The organism is Pirellulaceae bacterium (assembly GCA_019636385.1).
Lineage (GTDB): Bacteria > Planctomycetota > Planctomycetia > Pirellulales > Pirellulaceae > Aureliella.
The window spans coordinates 470,533-488,515 of record JAHBXT010000004.1; the positions used below are offsets into that span (position 1 = coordinate 470,533).

Sequence of the window (17,983 nt, forward strand, 5' to 3'; positions counted from 1 at the left end):
CCATTCTTTGGCGAACTTTCGCAAGTCGCAGCGACTCTGTAGATTTGGCCTGTAACTTGCGGAAACACCCTACTGCATGCCGCCGTTTGTGAGGCGGATCAGTTCCAGTGGTCTGGAACTGACAACCAGATCACCTTTCTTCAAGCTCGCCTTTTTGGCACAGGATGCCGCGAGCGGGAGAGCTAGTATGCTGCAAGTTCAATTGCCTGATGGTTCATTAGTCGAACATCCAGACTCGGCTTCCGCTTTGGATGTGGCTGTCAAAATTGGCCCGCGGCTGGCCAAAGCCGTCGTGGCTGCCAAGATCGAGGACCGCATTGTCGATGCGCGGCGCCCGCTGACCGATTTTACTTCAGCCAATCCAATCCCGCTGCGTCTGCTGACCGACAAAGACACCGAATCGCTGGACGTTCTGCGTCACTCCTGCGCCCACGTTATGGCGCGAGCCGTCATGCGATTGTTTCCGGGTGTTTCACTAGCTTTTGGACCCACGATTCAAAACGGTTTCTATTACGATTTCGATCTGCCGCATAAGCTTAGCGAAGCTGACTTTGAGGCGATTGAACGTGAGATGTCTCAGATCATTCAGCAAGCCGAGACGTTCGATCAATTCTCGCTGCCGCGCGATCAAGCGGTGCAGTTGTGCAGTGACCTGAAACAGGCGCTTAAGGTCGAGCACATCCAGACCGGTCTGGCTGATCATGCTCAATTGGGTTTCTATCGCCAGGGCGAATTCGTCGACTTGTGTCGAGGCCCTCACATTCCTGACGCCAGCCACATTAAAGCCTTTAAGCTGTTGAACGTTGCTGGAGCTTACTGGAAGGGCGACGCTCAAGGCAAACAACTCCAGCGGCTGTACGGCACCGCCTGGTTCAGCGCCAAGGATCAACAAGCCTACTTGGATCAAATCGAAGAGGCCAAGCGCCGCGATCACCGCGTGTTGGGTAAAAAGATGGGCTTGTTTCACATTACGCCCGATGTCGGCCAAGGCCTGTGCCTGTGGCTGCCTAAGGGCGCCCGAGTCCGCGTTTTGCTGGAGGACTTCTTGCGCACCGAATTGATGCGACGCGGTTATGAGCCGGTCTACAGTCCACACGTGGGACGGGTTGAACTGTATGAAACCAGCGGCCACTTTCCTTACTACCGCGAAAGCCAGTTCCCGCCGTTGTTTTGCGAACCCGCTGGAGGTTTGATCGACGCTTGGATTGACCGCCTGCGCGGCGAGCAAGGCTTGACCGTTGCCGACGAACGACAGTTGAGCGATGCCGCCAGCGTCCTGGGGGTCGACCTGCCCGACTACAATCCGACAGCCCCCATCGCAGATCGCATCGCTGTCCTAGAAGCTTGGCAGCGGCAGCACGAACGGTATCTGCTCAAGCCCATGAACTGCCCGCATCATGCGCAGATGTTTCGTGCTCAACCGCGCTCCTACAAACAACTGCCCTTGCGACTCATGGAATTCGGCACCGTCTATCGCCATGAACAGACCGGTGAATTGAATGGAATGTTGCGCGTGCGCGGGTTGACTCAGGACGATGCTCACATCTTCTGCACGCCGGATCAAGTCGAAGATGAATTCCGCAACACGATCGAACTGGTGCGCTTCGTGCTGGAAAGTGTGGGACTGACAGACTATCGCGTTCAGTTGTCGCTCCGCGACCCGGGCAGCGACAAATACGTTGGCAGCGAGGAGAATTGGGCCAAGGCCGAAGCTGCGCTGCGTAATGTGCTGGATGCCAGTGGACTGAGCTACACAGCCGCCGAGGGTGAGGCTGCATTTTACGGCCCCAAGGCGGACTTCATGGTCCGCGATTGCATCGGTCGACAATGGCAATTGGGTACAGTGCAACTAGACTATAACTTGCCGGAACGATTCAAGCTGGAATACGTCGGACCGGATAACGCCATGCACCGACCGGTGATGATTCATCGCGCCCCGTTCGGATCCATGGAACGTTTTGTAGGCATGTTAATCGAACACTTTGCGGGCGCGTTTCCGCTGTGGTTAGCTCCAGAGCAGGTTCGCATCTTGCCGCTGAGCGAGAAGTCAAACGACTATGCCTACGAATTGGAGCGGACGATGACTGCAGCGGGTCTACGCGTCAGCACCGACGCACGTGGAGCTAAAGTGCAGGCCAAGATTCGCGATGCCCAGTTGGAACTGATCCCGTACATGGCCGTGGTCGGCCCCAAAGAGCAACAGGCCGGCGCGTTGGCGCTACGCGATCGCATCGACGGTGATCTGGGGGCTATGCCCATCGCACAAGCCATGAACAAACTGCTGGACGAGGTCGCTCGGCGAACCATCCGGCAGGTCGCTCAGCCACCGGCTGAGCCTGGACAACCCGAGTTGGCCGGAACCAGTTTTGAATACTAGCAGCCAACCGCGCATCTCCAGAATTTCCCAAGTCTCAACATGTCTCACATTTCCGGCTCTCCCCTGCGACACAATCTGCGCGTGTCTACCGCCGACGCTACGTCATTTGGCGTCATGGTTGGTGTTGGCGAAACGTATTTACCCGCCTTTGCGCTAGCCATTGGTTTGGGCGAAGTCACTGCAGGATTGGTCGGCAGCGTTCCGCTGCTGATGGGCGGTGTGTTGCAAGCGATATCGCCGTGGATACTGCGGCGCGGCGTGAGCGAGCAAGTGTGGGTTGTCGGCGCTTCAATCCTGCAGGGCTGTGCTTTCATTCCACTGTTCATTGCCGCTATCTATGGCCAAATGAGCGCTTGGGGATTGATGTTGTGCGCATCGTTGTACTGGGCCGGGGGGCTGGCTGGCGGCCCGGCTTGGAATAGCTGGATCGACAAGCTAGTGCCTAAACCCATTCGCGCTAACTACTTTGCCGGCCGCACTCGGGCCTCGCAGATTGCAACCTGCTGTGGATTCTTGGGAGCCGGCATGTTGCTGCAAATCGGCCGGCCGGGCGGCTGGGAGATCCAAACCTTTGCCATCTTGTTCGCCGTCGCCTGGTTAGCACGATCCTACTCCGTATTGATGTTGGCCTCACACCGCGCACCAGCGGCCAAACCACTGCGCAAGCTCTTGCCCAGTGGCATACCTGCCGCCAGCGCGACCTCTGCCAGCCTAGCGCAGCGTGAAGGCAGCATCGTCAGCCCGCGCAATTTGATTCTGTACTTGGCGCTGGTTCAGGGGATGGTTCAAGTCTCCGGACCGTTCTACACCCCGTATATGCTCAAGCACTTGCAGCTCAGCTATTGGGCGTTTGCCGTATTGATCGCCACTGCTTTTGTCGCCAAGATCGTCGCACTGGCGAGCTGGGGCAAATTCGCCAAGCGGTTTGGCGCTCAGCGACTACTTCTGCTGGGCGGCGCGATGATTGTGCCAGCTCCCGTACTGTGGATTTTTTCATCCAACTACACTTGGCTGTTAACAGTCCAGACGCTCAGCGGCATCGGCTGGGCGGCATATGAATTGGGTTTTTTCTTGCTGCTGTTTGATTCCTTGCCCATCGTTCGCCGTGTACGACTACTGACCATCTACAACTTGGCCAACACTTCAGCCTGGTGTTGTGGAGCACTGGTCGGCGGTCTGGTGTTGTTTCAATTGGGCGCCAGCCAATTCGGTTATTTCACGTTGTTCGGCATATCGGCCAGCGGCCGAGCATTGGCACTGCTGTTTCTGCTGGCCAGTTGTGGACTGTCGTCACAGGTCATCCAGCAAACGGGCCGACGGCTGTTGCGACGAGCCACTACTTACCCCGGCGCGGCGGTGGCCCCAAAAGCGATCCGAGCCAAACGCAGCGACCGCAATCAAGACTTGGCCGCATAGACGACCGGTCGCTTCTAAGCCACAATACTACGCAGGCTGCACATGACTGCTGTGCTTGCTCGACGCCGCCTTTGCGTACTTCCGGTCGATCACCACCCGCAGCGTTAGCGAGGGACCAAGCTTGCCCCTTCGCTAACGCTGCGGTTTTTGGCGACCCGTGCTACTGCTCACACTCAACCGGAGAACAATTCGATGCCACGACCTCTGAACGTAGCCATGATTGGCTTGGGATTTGGAGCCGAATTCATTCCCATTTATCAAGCGCTGCCCAGCACCAACGTCCTGGCTGTTTGTCGCCGCGATCCGGCGGAACTGGCCAAGTGTGCCCAGCAATTTGGCATCGACCGCCGATATGCTAACTACGATCAAGTTCTGGCCGATCCCGATGTGGACTTTGTGCATATCAACAGCCCGATCAACGACCACGCCTGGATGTCGCTGAAAGCCTTAGACGCTGGCAAGCACGTCATGTGCACCGTTCCGATGGCTACGACGATCGATGAGTGTCGGCAAATTGTCGAAAAGGTTAAAGCCACCGGCCTGAAGTACATGATGGCCGAAACAGTGGTCTACAGTCGCGAATTTTTGTTCATCAAACAGATGTACGACTCTGGCGAACTAGGCAAGATTCAACACTTGGCCGCCTCGCACCCGCAAGACATGGACGGTTGGCCTGAGTATTGGCAGAAGATGATTCCTATGCACTACGCCACGCACGTTGTCAGCCCCTGCTTGGGACTGGTTGACGGCTTGGCCCAGTACGTGAGCTGCTTTGGATCAGGCACCGTCCGCGATGACATCGCCCGGCAATCAGGCAATCGCTTCGCTGTGGAAACCTGTCACATCAAGATCAAAGACAGCGACCTGACAGCTCACATCTGGCGATTTCTGTACGATGTTGCCCGTCAGTATCGCGAAAGTTTTGACGTGTACGGCACCAACAAGAGTTTTGAATGGACGCTGATCGAACACGAGCCGCACGTGATTCACACGGCCAAGAAGCCTGAACCTGAAATTCCAGAAAAGATCCAGGTGCCGGACTTTGCTTGGCGACTGCCCAAGGAAATCCAGCGATTCACGTTACCTTCACAGATTCACGATGCGCATCACCTATCCTTCATTCAAGGCGGTGGCCACGGCGGTTCGCATCCGCATTTAGTCCATGAGTTCGTCAGTGCGCTACTCGAGGACCGCGATCCGCGCCCGGGCGCTATCACCAGCGCGAACTGGACATGCGTAGGCATCTGCGCTCATCAATCAGCACTCCAGGGTGGCCAGATCGTCAACCTGCCCGAATTTACTCTCGGCTGATTCAACTTCGTAGCTACGCCCACCATTACCTGGACAATCCACTTCCCCACACCACTATCTGGCTCAAGTAGCTACAACTTGCTAGCATCATAAGCCACAACCCCAGCTACGACTTGCCAGTATTCAAATTCTGCTTGATCCAAGCTTCCAGTTCATCCCAGTCAACCGGTGGCAGATTCGACAGATCGGGGCGTAGCCGCACCGCTTCGTGAATATACACGTGCTGAATCTCGTGCTGTGTCTTGGTTGTATTCCACATCAGCAAAACGCGAATGCACATGGGCAACGATCCGGGCACCCGGATTTCGTAACCGCACAGTAGAGGAACTTCCAGCCATCCCAATTGTCGCGCCGCCAGAGCTGGGAATTCCGCATCCAGATCGCTGGTCACTGTAAATTGAGCACTGGCGATATCAGCGGCGTCGATGCCATTGCGGCGGATCACCAGCGCCAACATCTGGCGTGTAGCCTGCAATATTTCGTCGCGCGAATTGCTGGTAACAGTAGTCGCCCCGCGGACGCCTCGACAAACAACACTCATCGCTTCCCAGTCACCCAACCACATGATGTCCATCCAGCGAGCCACCGCGGCTCTACATCTGCCTGAACCCCCCGAAGAGTATAACACAACCTCGGCAAGACCAAAGTTGTGGTACTCATTTGCAGCCAGCGAGCGGTCCCAAGTACCAATTCGTCAGGGTTTTTAGGCCACCAGGCCGCTCGGTCGCCACACAAACGGCAGCCGTCAACATAAAATGGGGCGCGTTGCGGCTACCCGTGGCAGAACGCTTCAAATCCCTCATTGCCCAATGCCATTCACGCGATACGCCAGGGGGGACCAGCATATTGCGTTAACGGTTAAACACTCCTTTAACACGATTTCAAGACCTCGACTATTCCATGTCTGACGAAAGTACTCTTGACCAAGAACGCCCGGCGGTAGACCCACGCGAATTTGCGGTACTGATCGTCGATAACGACAAGGCCCACGCGCGGGCGATGACGGAAAGTCTCGAAAAAGTCGGCTATCGCTGCACGGTAGCCACCAGTGGCCCAGAGGGGATTAGCCAAATCGAACGTGGCAATTTTCAGATCGTGGTCAGCGATCTTGTCATGAACGACGCCGACGGCATGCAGGTACTGCAAAAGGCCAAAAAATCGCTACCCGATTGCGAAGTGATCCTGGTAACCGGACATGCTAGCGTGCCCACCGCCGTCGAGGCCATGCAGGAGGGGGCGTTCAACTTCCTCGAAAAGCCCATCACACCCAATCGTCTGCGGGCCGTCACAGCCAAGGCCGTCGAAGCCGTGATGCTCAAGCAGGCCAACACCGAACTGCGGCAGCGGCTGGATGAAAAGTTTGGCTTCGAGGGCATCATCTTTGCCAGCCCCAAGATGACCGAAGTGATCGACCGTATCAAGCGCATTGCTCCCACCGACGCCACTGTGCTGATCACTGGCGAAAGCGGCACCGGCAAGGAGATGATCGCCCAAGCCATTCATCAAAATAGCCCGCGCAAGCACAAGCGACTCAAGGCCCTTAACGTCCGGGCCGTCTCCGAGCAATTGGTAGAGAGTGAACTGTTCGGACACGTCAAAGGCGCGTTTACCGACGCAGCCACCGATCGCGTAGGGGCATTTGAGTACACCGACGGCGGCTCGCTGTTCTTGGACGAAGTCGGCGACATGCCGATGAGCACACAGATCAAACTGCTGCGCGTGCTGGAAGAACATCGCATTACCCGCGTGGGCGACAACAAGGCCATCAAAGTCAATGTGCGACTGATCAGTGCCACCAACCGGCCGTTAGAAACGATGGTCCAGCAGGGTACGTTTCGCAATGACCTGTATTACCGCCTAAATATTGTGACCGTCCATTTACCGCCGCTCCGCGAGCGGCGCGAGGACGTTGTGCCACTGATGGATCACTTCCGCAAATTTTTTCTGAAACGCCACGGCAAGAACGCCGCGCATTTCGCCCCAGCGGTCAGGCAACGATTCTTCGACTACGATTGGCCCGGCAATATTCGTCAACTGCGCAATTTCGTAGAGACCATGGTCGTGTTGGATACCGACGGCGTATTGGATGTCAACGACTTGCCGCCGGAACTTAGCAGCCCCGAAGACCTCCTCGCCCCGCGCGCGGCCGAGCCTTCTCTCTTGGCAGCCCCCCTACCCTCCTTCAGCGATTCATCGTTGGTTGGCAAACCCCTTGAAGAGATTGAACTCTGGGCGATCAACGAAACGCTCAAGCTAACCAACGGCAACCGAAAAAAAGCGGCCGAAATACTAAAAATCGGCGAACGAACCCTATACCGTAAACTCGACAGTCAACAGCCTGCCGAAAGCGAATAGTCTATTACCGTCCGCGCTTCCCCTTCGCCCATGGCGGCTCACTCTGTTTCCATTACCCTTGATTGTTCACCTCTTACTCCCCATGCCAACTATCCGACAACTACCGCCGAGTCTCGTGAACAAGATCGCCGCTGGCGAGGTGATCGAGCGGCCGGCCAGCGTCGTCAAGGAACTGTTGGAAAACAGTATTGACGCCGGTGCAACCAGCGTGGAACTGTCCATCGAAGGCGGTGGCATGGAACTGATTAGGCTGAGCGACAACGGCTGCGGCATCACGGCCGACCAAGTGCCACTGGCCTTGGCCAGTCATGCCACCAGCAAATTGCAAACAGCCGACGATCTATTCGACGTTCACACTTTGGGTTTCCGCGGCGAAGCGTTGGCGTCGATCGCCGAGGTCAGCCATTTGACAATCCGCACGCGAACGGCTGAAACGGACGCGGGCTGCGAGGTCGAAGTTCGTGGCGGACAGACTGGGCAAGCACAACCGGCGGGCTGCCCGGTGGGAACGACCATTGAGGTGCGTAACCTGTTTTTTAACACGCCGGTACGCCGCAAATTCTTGAAGACACCACAAACCGAAACCAACCACATTCTCGAAGCGTTCACGCGGATCGCGTTGGCCTTCCCGCAGGTGCAGATGAAACTGCTGACCGGTGCGCGAGTCACACTCGACCTGCCCGCCACCGATTCCTGGAAGCAGCGGATCGGCGAATTTTTTGGCGACGAAATTGCTGACAATTTGATTGCCGTGGACAATCAGCAGGACGAGATTCAACTGGCTGGCTACGTTGCCGATCCAGCTGTCAGTCGCAGTAATAATCGCATGCAGTATCTATTCCTCAATGGTCGCTACATCCGCGATCGCTCATTGCAACATGCACTCGGCGAAGCCTATCGCGGACTGCTGATGACTGGACGCTTCCCCGTCTGCTTTTTGCGACTAGAGATGCCAGCGCATCTGGTAGACGTGAATGTCCATCCTACCAAGATGGAAGTCCGCTTCCTGGAAGGCGGCAAACTGTACAGTCAGCTACTGCAAACGCTGCGTCATCAATTCTTGACCACCGACCTAACGGCTCGTGCCCGTCACGTCCCCGGTCCACTGCCGCTGGGCTTGAGAGATGCCGCACAGTCCAGCGGTAACTCAGCGCAGCCGAGCACCGTCGTCATCGACCATAACGACGAGGCGCGTTGGCAAGCCCACAGCCAACGGATGACGAGCGTAGCCCCAGCGGCTGGTGGCCTGAACTTGCCAACACCCGTTCCGCCCTTCCGCCCGTTCAGTCAGTCCGCATCCTTCCCTTCCGGCCCCACTGCCGCGCACCATCTGCCAACAGGTCACACCGCTAACGACTGGACTCCTGCGTCCGTTCCAACTGAATCCGTCTTCGCGGACGGGCTACCATTAGCAGCGACCAAGTCACGGCCTGACAGCTCACTTCCTAGTGGTCCGCTGCCTGACGACTTCGCGTCCTCTCAGGCTCCACCTGACATTGTCAACAGAGATCGACCTGCGGAGCACGCTTTCGAATCAGCCGCTCCACCGCAGCCCAGTCATCTTGGGATTCAAATCCACAATCGCTATTTGATCACGCAAGACGATCACGGCATGGTTGTCGTGGACCAGCACGCCCTGCACGAGCGCATTTTGTACGAACAACTACGACAGCGGATCGACAATTCCAACTTAGAGAGTCAACAACTGCTGATGCCCGAGCCCGTCGACTTGACTCCGGTCGAAGCGGCGGCAGCCATTGAATTCCGTGAAGTGCTTGGCAAGATCGGCATTCAGGTCGAACCTTTTGGGGGCGACACAATTTTGCTGACCAGTTATCCCGCCATGTTGGCCAACATGCGTCCCGCCGAAGTATTGCGACAGGTCTTGGAGCCGTTGATGTCTGGCGGGCAGCAACCCTGCGCCCGCGATGTGCTCGATGAACTTCTTCACATGCTCGCCTGCAAAGCCGCAATTAAAGCTGGCGACCGATTGACTGCCGACGAGGTCACCGCCTTGTTAGAGCAACGCTATCACTACCAAGACACACACCACTGTCCCCACGGCCGCCCCACCGCCCTGTTCTTCAGCCGCCAGCAACTCGACAAAATGTTCAAACGCACTTAGCTGAGTTTCAAAAATGAATCCACCAGATCTCTTGCGGGGCGCTTCAATAATACCACCAGTGAAATTGCCGTTCATTCTTTCAGGGCTGCTGTTGATGACACTACTGTCACAGGCTGTAGCCCAGAATCAACAAACGAACATTCCGTATACGGATTCTGCCCAAGAGCAGCAGGTGCTGGATGTGTATTGGCCCCAAGGCGCTCGCCGTCTGCCAGTGATATTCTGGATTCATGGCGGAGGTTGGCAAAGTGGCGACAAGGGCGATGTACACATTAAGCCTCAAGTGTTTTGTGAGCGCGGACATGTGTTTGTGTCGACTAATTATCGACTGTTGCCACAAGTCGATATGGGCGAGCTGATTCGTGATGTGGCACTAGCCCTTGGCTGGGTGCATCGAAATATTGAACGCTATGGTGGCGATCCGCAACACATCATCGTGATGGGGCATTCTGCAGGAGCACAGTTGGCGGCACTGATGTGCATTGATCAGCGGTACTTGGGTGAAGTCCAGGTTCCCATGCAGGTACTCACAGGCTGTGTGCCTATAGACGGCGACACGTTTGACTTGCCACCCATCATTATGACGGCTGAATTCCGCGCGTTGGTCTATGGCCAGCCGCAACCAACTTTTGGCCACCGGCAGAAGTTCGGTAACGACCCCCAGAAGCACGTTGACTTCTCAGCGGTCACGCACATTGCACGAGGCAAGTCGATTCCGCCGTTTCTGATTCTGTGTGTGGCCGGCCATCCCGACACGACCGCCCAAGCTCAGCGACTACATGGCGCCTTGCGGGCTGCTGACGTCGACTCCACCGTCTTGGCTGCCCCCGAAACGACACATCGACAACTCAATGCCAACCTGGGGACGGAAGGTGATTTGGCAACGCAGGAGCTGTTTAAATTTTTGGATTCGCTGAGACAGAAGCAACGCTGAACCACTGGCGCAGCGCCCAACGCGCACGTTCACCACTGGCAGTGGGATGGAGTGCTGGGGGGATGAAAGTCAGGTACGTGCCCCGAAAGGCAAGCAATTAAGCGAGGCCTCGGCGCTGGATGTGCTCTTGGATTACTTGTCGGTATTCGTCGATGTCGATGTCGCGCTCACAGCAGACTAACATCAGCGCTCCATCGACTCGAAAATTGCCGTCCCACTGGATGACCTGCTCGTCAGTCCAGTCGCTACGGTACTCCCGCAGTCGCTCGTCGCTCATTCGGCCAAAGTAGGCTCGTATCGAAATGTCGGTTTCGTCGGGTGCACGGTCTAACGGCATTTCTAAACTGGCGTCATTCATGTTGGCCTCCAAGGAATAAACTTAATAGTCACAGATAGTATTTCGGGTGTTTCGTCGATCGTATTGTCGAACCGCTTCGACTAATTGGCTGTTGTCAGAACCTGAAACGTGGCAGGCACTGCAAATAGCGCTGTCCTTCAACTCCATGTGCCGGTCGGATTGTTTGCCATGCACGCTGTGGCAGTCGATGCACGAGGGCTCTTCAGCACCACTACCGACCAAGCGGCCACTGACATAGATATGTTGCTGCATAGCTGGTAGCGCAGCAATCGCCGAGTCGGATAAATCCACTTGAAAATCGCGAAATAGGTTATCGCCGGGCACGAACGCATTGGGATACGGCAGATCCGTGGTCTGGGACTTGCCGCCACGTAGATGGCATGAACAGCAGATGGAATTGACAACCAACGGGTCTTGCGGATGCCCCGACAGCAGTACTTTAGAAATGTCGCCGGTATGTTCCAAAACCACTTCGCCGTGGCAGGCAAAGCAGTCCAATGAAGTGGCCGCGAAAGTCTGTTGCTGAGAATCGACCGCCGTCGTATGGCAGCCGATACAGCGCTGGCCAAACCGCTTGCCATCCCAATGGACATTTTCCTCATGGATCAGATGCCCCTCAGGGTTGAGGCCAGCTGACAACATCTCCAACTGACCATAAGCACCAGAGCGTCGCAGGAATCGTACCAGACGATCTGCTCCCAACACAAAATCTACTTGCCCAGCCGCCTGTGGTTCACGCGCTGCCAGCGACTGTATTTCCGCTGGCACTGAATCAGCGAGACGCATGGTCGTCTGATGTGGATTTTGAGGCCAAGTGATTCCAATACTGCGATGACAAAATAGGCATTCATCGCCAGTGATATAGTCAGGGGTCGGGCGACCAATGTGATCGCTGCCCCAGTGGACGAGTTGGCTGCTCAAGTCGGCTGACTGAACGTGAGGCTCGTCTGCCGCGGACTGGCCGCAGCCTAGACTCCAGAACGTAGCCCAGCAGCAGGCAACCCAACAGCAAGAGACTTCAACGACTCGCATGGCAAACGTGACAAACCTAGCTACCCATTCGCATAACGGCAGTCACACATCGGCGCGAACCCAGCCGGCAGCTGCGTTATCGCGCTGGCCGCCCCTGTCCAAATACGCGGTCTTAATGCGACTGAGCGTATCGGCAGGCAGCGCCTTGAGCTGCTGGTTGACGTCGAAGTTGTAAATCTTGGCGGCATTAAGTCCAAAAATCTTGGCCTTGTCTTCTTTGGTCAACTTCTGGTAGCCGAACTTCTCACACAGCTTGTCGCTGATTTGGAAGCGCTTCATGGCATCGATGACCCACTGTGGAGCCCCCCACCATAGACAGTCGGTTCCCCAGATGACGTGGTCACTACCGAAATACTTGACGTTCTTGCCGATCAAATGCTGGCACATTTCGGGATGCGAAACCGCCAAGACTCCGAACGACGACCCTATCTCCGGATAGACATTGTTCAAATCTGGATTGCGCTGTTTGATTTTCATTAGGTCTGCGTGCCAGGCAAAATCGCCTGATTCGGGATCATAAAAGCCCTCTTCGTTGAACTGCGGCTCGTTGGGTCCATGCTTGAGCGCAGAATGGTAGACGATGAAGCTGATATCAGGATGGTCCTTAGCGGCCTTCTCGATATCACCTGGATGCGCAAAATGGCCCAGCGTCCGCGACTGCGCGGCAAATCCCTTGTGAACGCTGAAAATCTTGAGCCCCAGTTCCTTGGATTTCTCGAAAAACGGATATGCCACGGCTTCGTCGTCCATGCGGAAGCCGTTACCGCTGCGCCCGGGATCAGTGTGGCAATACCATTTCCAACTGTCGATTCCGTATTTCTTGACTTCCCGCTCCATCTGTTCGAAGAGAGCTGGGAAATCTGGCTTGTTAGCCTCTTTATCCCAGTAGTGATTAGGCGCGCAATTTCCTTGGCAGAAGGCGCGGCGACCACCTGCCAGTTCATTGATATCCTTCTTGCGCTGGGACATCAACCAACTGGGCAATATACCGCCGCCACGACCTCGACCTTCGACCTCGACGCCCTCATGTTTCTTGTTGGTTTCCTTGCCGGGAACGCCCGAGATGACCGCGATACTGGTCTCGCTGTCGAAGTAAATTTCTTTGACAAAGTTGGCAAAACTGTAGGCATCTGGCGTCTCTTTCAGGTCAAAGCCCATGTTCTTGACGAATTCCATATTGCGGAATCCGATGGCGATGCCGTCGGTAAAGTGGGTTTGCACATCCATGATGAAATACTCACCCTTGGGAAACTTTTCCTCGGTAGCTTCCGGTTCGACCGTTTCGGCCGCTTCGACTTCCCAATTCGGACCAAATACCATGTTGGACGCGACGAAGGCGGTGGCCATGCCCATCGACGTACGCATGTAATCGCGACGCGACATGCCGACGCGTTTGGCATTCTTCTCGGACAACTCGCCAATCAACGATTCCCACTGCTTTTGTTGCTGGGATTGAGGTCGCGGTATGAACTCTTCGTTGGACACAGGCTGCGTTGGAATCGGCGAGTCGACACCTTGCTGTTGGTCGCGTTGCCACTTGGGAACCCACATGGAAGTAGTCCTTGTTTGGAATAGATTGATAGATTGAGATGTTTGAAGGTCTAGGTTGAGCGGCAGTGGTAGGCCGGCGCGAGGTCAATCCAATTACATACGAACGCTCGGAATCGTCTTTCGCGCATGCATTCGGGTGTAACACCAGGTTGCACTGGCCCAGCTTGTCCCACCCCACAAATCAAAATTGCGCAATCGGTAACTTCGGGACGTTGACGTTTGAATCTGTATGATCTGAATGCGAAAACCGTCATTGTACAGGAGTTGATAGGCGTTGTGTGTGGCCTGCTTGACCCTTCTCAGGCAATGCCAGGCAGCCATTGGCCTGTGGCACATGCCCTACTTGGGCAATCCAAAAACTAACAGCTGACCGGTCTTGCTGGTTGGAAATGACATCATGCCGAACAGAGTGTTTCCCGTACCAACATATACTTTGCCATTGGAAATTGCCGGAGAAGAAAGCACAGGACCAATGGGAATTTCTTTCAGCACTTGGCCGGTTTGTGTATCCAAACACACCAGTAAATTGCTGCTGACCGCATTGAAAAATGCCACGCCGCCTGCCAATGAAATTCCGGCCACGACCGGGTCGCCCACATTGGTATACCTGGGATTTTCAGCAGTGCCGCCCAGCCAAGGAATCTTGGGACGCTCGTGTCTCCAAAACTCTTGCGTCGCATCCAACGAGATCGCTGTGACCCTGCCACCGGTGGGTATCTGACGGCGCTTCTGTCCTGGAAAATTGTCGATGCCGTTGGTAAAGACGCGCTGACCATCCGTGGCACAGCCTGTCTGCAAGCCTCCGATAGCACTCGGCAAGGCCAATACTCGTGGATCGGGATGTGGATCATCGTTGGGAGGTTCTTTGTAGAGCGGTGTATGGTGGAGAATCTTGCCGTCGCGCTGATCTATCACATAGTAGCCACCGTTTTTGCAGCCGACACCAACCACAGGAATTGTCTGCCCATCAACTTGGATCGTATAGATCTTGGGAGTATCCCCAATGGACTGGTCTTTGTACATTTTTCGCTCCGCATCCCAGAGCGGCCGCGAGTAATTCCATACATCGCCGGGATTGACTTGGCTGACCCAGCGCTGGGTGCCATCGGTAGCATCCACTGCGATCACTGCGGCTGAGTGTTCGGTATAGTTGCGCGGATCATCGTCCGTGGGCTTGCGCGGCGAATTGTGAACGTCGGTACCAAAGAACACCAAATTGCTTTCAGGATTGAACGAGACGGGACTCCAAACGCTGGATGTCGAGGGGCCGTAATGAAAAGCATGCTCCCCGCGCTCGTCGGTCTCGACATAAGGCGGATCGAACCTCTCCGGCTCAGGTCCGACATCGTACTTCCACACAATCCGCCCAGTGTGCTGATGAATGGCAATTACAAAACCGCGACCGTTGCAACACTCATAATTTCGCATAGCTCCCGCAGCATGCTCAAACGCTCCCCCACCGAAGACCACGGTGTCATGCACCAGCATGGGAGAACCCATCACCGTATTGGCTTGATGCGCCCCTGGGAAGTTTTTCGCGTGCGAATCGACTGTCCATAATTCCCGACCCGTAACGCGATCCAGGCCGTACATAACACCCGCGACATCAGCAAAATAGACACCCCCTTCAGTGACCAGCGCAGAAACATAGACGCCGTTTTCAGGGCTGAGATGCCCAATCGAATCATCTAAAAGTCGCTGGCGATTCTCTCGATGCTGGCTCAGGTCATAGACCCAAGCTATTTCTCCGTTCGGAGCCAGGCAATAGAACTTGGGAAGCGTGGCAGTACCAAAATAGACGAAGCCATCCACCACAGATGGTGTTGCATGGATTACACCACAGACCTCCGTATCACGCTCGGCGGGAAACTTCCAGTGCAACTCGAGCTGCTCGACGGACTGGCGATTGAGCTGCTTCTCGTGGTCGTTCAGACGCCAGCCATTATTACTGTAGTTGTAGCTCGCCCAATCTCCCGGCTGAATGGGTTTTGCGGCAAGCCGCATATTTGCCGCATCTTGAATTTGCGATCTGGCTGATGTTCCAAACGCCAAGAAGATCGGAACGCACATAGCAACAGCAGCCAAGAGCTTCATCGGGATCCTCGACGTTGACTAAAAGATTCTTCTATTGTCTATGCGACGTACCTAACAATTCCGTGCCTTGCCGAGACTCGTCTTGAGCATCGAGGTATTCGTATTCGATGAATTCTTGGGCAACTGTATCTTGCATGGAATACATCCAGCCCGTCAGCAACGGGCTGAATAGTGGTGCTCCAATCAGGCTACGTTCAAGTACGAGTGAATACACAAGCCAGGGCTTGGTTCATATCAATCAACTCTCAGCCACCCGGTTGTTCCGACTCGCCCGATTGACGTGGGTATGCGATATCGTGCCAGCCAATCATCATCTCTTCCCAGGTCTGATCACCCCAACGAACTGAGACATTCGGATCGGGATTGGCCAGATTATCCGCTGTGTTGTCATACCAAGCCGTACAGACCATCTTCGACCCCTTGGGAATAAACATTGGCTCTGCCAGCGTGTAATGATTCTGCCAGTTGAAGTCGTACATGGGCACATTCAACAGAGTCTGACTCTGGCCATCGGGAGTCACCAATTCGTACTTAAATGCCGATCCTCGGATATGCATGTGCGGGAACATGGATAACAGATAGCCATCGCGAGTATGCTCTCGAGTGCTAACCACCTGATGATCCTTGGCGTTAGGCGGAATCACAAAATCCATGCGGATGGCGTTGGTGGTCACTACTTGATGAGTGACTTCCGATTCGTCGATATAAACTAAACCCAACATGCTTCGATCGGTCTGTTCGGAGCCAATCGGCGTGTAGTGCATTTGGAACACGAGCTTGGAGCCAGCCGGAATTTTCTTGGCCCAGCCATCGCCGTAGGCCCCAGGACGTGTCCCAGGAGCATACCCCACGAGCAATCGTGTCTCTCCGTGATCACGCACTGCCCTGCCGGGTGGCTGTATGAACACGATGATATGGTGAACCACAGCCCGATTGCCTGGAAGCGCTTCGGCCAGTCGAACCCATTTATCCTCTTTGAAGCCAGGATCAACAACGTAGTATCGATAAGGCTCACTGCCTTCGGCTTTCACCAGAACGGGCTCTTCCGACATATAGAATATTTCGTCCGGCCCGCCTGGAAGTTGCCACGTGTCGTTGTACTGGATCGGTTCGGGCAGATCGGCTGGATTACCTTCGGGACAGCCCTTGTCAACCCAAGCCAAAACCTGCTCCTTTTCCAGATCGCTCAAGCGACTATCGTTTTGGAAATGACCAAAGGCTGGATCAGCATGCCAGGGTGGCATACGCTGCTGGTCTACAACTTCAGCGATCATCTCGCCCCAACCAGCGACTTCGCTGTAGTTGGTCATCGCAAACGGAGCAATCTGGCCCTCGCGGTGACATTCGAGACAACGCTGTTGAAAGATACGCGCGATCTGATTGGAATACGTAATGTCGCTATCGGACTGTTGTGGACGCACCCTGCCGATGATACAGCCCTTGGCTTCGGTGGTTGGTACGGACACGTCGTTCCCGGCTAGTAGTTCATCGAGAGCGATCTGCAGGTCCGCACGCTTCTCGGCTGGAGCCGCTAGTCCGACGCCCGAACCGAACGTGTACTGCGCGTCCACCCGCCCTTGGTAGCGAATTTTGCGGTTAGCATCCAGGACAAACACTTCGGGTGTGCGAGTCGCACCGAACTGATCTGCCACTAGGTTGCCCACGTCTTTAAGAGCTGGAAACTCAACGTTGTGAACTCGAACGTGGTTTTCAATCTCGGCAAGACTGTCTTGGACGTTGCTGTTGATGCCCATAAAGGCGACGCCCTTGTCAGCATACTCCGCGCTCATCCTCCCGAGCCGCAGACTGTAATGCTTGGCTAATGGGCAATCGGTGCCAAAGAAATAGACTACCACCACAGGCTTGTCGGCCAAGCTGGACAGCGAGTGTTGCTTGCCGCGAAAATCGCTGAGCACAAAATCTGTGATCGTTCGACCAATCACGGGCAAGCGATTGGACTCTTCCGCCTTTTGACGAATTTCATTAGCCAATACAGCCTGCGATAAGCAAAAAACCGCAGCTAGTGGGGCGAGCTTCCCAATCATCTTACGACTCCCAAAGTCAGGTGAACAACCTTCCAACCGCTTGCAATGGAGCGCAGAGCACCACAAAGCTGGTTGCCAACAGCTGTAAGCCTATCCGAAACTGGCTACGCTGCAACACCGAAAAGGTGTGGATTCGTCCTGATTACCGCGCGAATTGCCCCGCAGTCAACTCGCCACCAGACGGTCGGCGAGCAGTTGATCTCAACCCTGTGGTTGCGGGCGCGTGCAACCAGGCAGCGAACCGCGACCGCTAGGGCATGCACAAAGAACTGACCGGATCCACGGCAGCTGTTCCGGGGTGTCCGCTAAGGCGACAGTTGGCACCAAAATCCATGGAATATCCGAAAACCCACCATTGACATATCGCGACATGACGATATATTTG

12 protein-coding genes are annotated in these 17,983 nt (G+C 55.3%); 6 read left to right on the forward strand and 6 right to left on the reverse strand.

Going from position 1 to position 17,983, the window contains the following annotated elements:
- The first annotated feature begins 76 nt into the window (after window positions 1–76).
- The 3 genes from thrS to KF752_16345 all read left to right on the forward strand — a co-directional run bounded on the left by thrS (window position 77) and on the right by KF752_16345 (window position 5,104).
- Complete coding sequence (gene thrS, locus KF752_16335; GenBank protein ID MBX3423126.1) at window positions 77–2,377, forward strand: threonine--tRNA ligase; 2,301 nt, start codon at window positions 77–79, stop codon at window positions 2,375–2,377.
- 39 nt (window positions 2,378–2,416) lie between these two features.
- Window positions 2,417–3,793: an MFS transporter gene (locus KF752_16340; protein MBX3423127.1), complete on the forward strand. Its 1,377-nt coding sequence runs from the start codon at window positions 2,417–2,419 to the stop codon at window positions 3,791–3,793.
- A gap of 192 nt (window positions 3,794–3,985) precedes the next feature.
- The gene (locus KF752_16345; GenBank protein MBX3423128.1) at window positions 3,986–5,104 is read left to right on the forward strand and encodes a Gfo/Idh/MocA family oxidoreductase; all 1,119 of its coding nucleotides are present in this window, start codon (window positions 3,986–3,988) and stop codon (window positions 5,102–5,104) included.
- Window positions 5,105–5,210: 106 nt separating this feature from the next.
- Here KF752_16345 and aroH read toward each other — a convergent pair whose 3' ends face one another.
- Entirely contained in the window at window positions 5,211–5,645 is a 435-nt protein-coding gene (aroH, locus tag KF752_16350) for a chorismate mutase (protein MBX3423129.1), read from the reverse strand.
- A gap of 359 nt (window positions 5,646–6,004) precedes the next feature.
- On the opposite strand from aroH, the gene KF752_16355 reads away from it, so the two are divergent.
- The 3 genes from KF752_16355 to KF752_16365 all read left to right on the forward strand — a co-directional run bounded on the left by KF752_16355 (window position 6,005) and on the right by KF752_16365 (window position 10,518).
- Entirely contained in the window at window positions 6,005–7,459 is a 1,455-nt protein-coding gene (locus KF752_16355) for a sigma-54-dependent Fis family transcriptional regulator (GenBank protein ID MBX3423130.1), read from the forward strand.
- An 82-nt stretch (window positions 7,460–7,541) separates the two neighbouring features.
- Complete coding sequence (mutL, locus tag KF752_16360) at window positions 7,542–9,584, forward strand: DNA mismatch repair endonuclease MutL (GenBank protein MBX3423131.1); 2,043 nt, start codon at window positions 7,542–7,544, stop codon at window positions 9,582–9,584.
- Window positions 9,585–9,597: 13 nt separating this feature from the next.
- Window positions 9,598–10,518, forward strand: coding sequence for an alpha/beta hydrolase (locus tag KF752_16365; GenBank protein ID MBX3423132.1), 921 nt, complete (start codon window positions 9,598–9,600; stop codon window positions 10,516–10,518).
- Between the two features lie 97 nt (window positions 10,519–10,615).
- On the opposite strand, the gene KF752_16370 is transcribed toward KF752_16365, so the two are convergent.
- The 5 genes from KF752_16370 to KF752_16390 form a co-directional block, all read right to left on the reverse strand.
- Window positions 10,616–10,876 carry a hypothetical protein gene (locus KF752_16370; protein ID MBX3423133.1) on the reverse strand — a complete coding sequence of 87 codons (261 nt, stop codon included), beginning with the start codon at window positions 10,874–10,876 and terminating at the stop codon, window positions 10,616–10,618.
- A gap of 21 nt (window positions 10,877–10,897) precedes the next feature.
- The gene (locus KF752_16375; GenBank protein MBX3423134.1) at window positions 10,898–11,797 is read right to left on the reverse strand and encodes a hypothetical protein; all 900 of its coding nucleotides are present in this window, start codon (window positions 11,795–11,797) and stop codon (window positions 10,898–10,900) included.
- 153 nt (window positions 11,798–11,950) lie between these two features.
- Complete coding sequence (locus tag KF752_16380; protein ID MBX3423135.1) at window positions 11,951–13,459, reverse strand: amidohydrolase; 1,509 nt, start codon at window positions 13,457–13,459, stop codon at window positions 11,951–11,953.
- 339 nt (window positions 13,460–13,798) lie between these two features.
- Entirely contained in the window at window positions 13,799–15,553 is a 1,755-nt protein-coding gene (locus KF752_16385; protein ID MBX3423136.1) for a PQQ-binding-like beta-propeller repeat protein, read from the reverse strand.
- Window positions 15,554–15,798: 245 nt separating this feature from the next.
- Window positions 15,799–17,598 (reverse strand): redoxin domain-containing protein, encoded by a 1,800-nt coding sequence (locus KF752_16390; protein ID MBX3423137.1) that lies wholly within the window; start codon window positions 17,596–17,598, stop codon window positions 15,799–15,801.
- Window positions 17,599–17,983 lie beyond the last annotated feature (385 nt).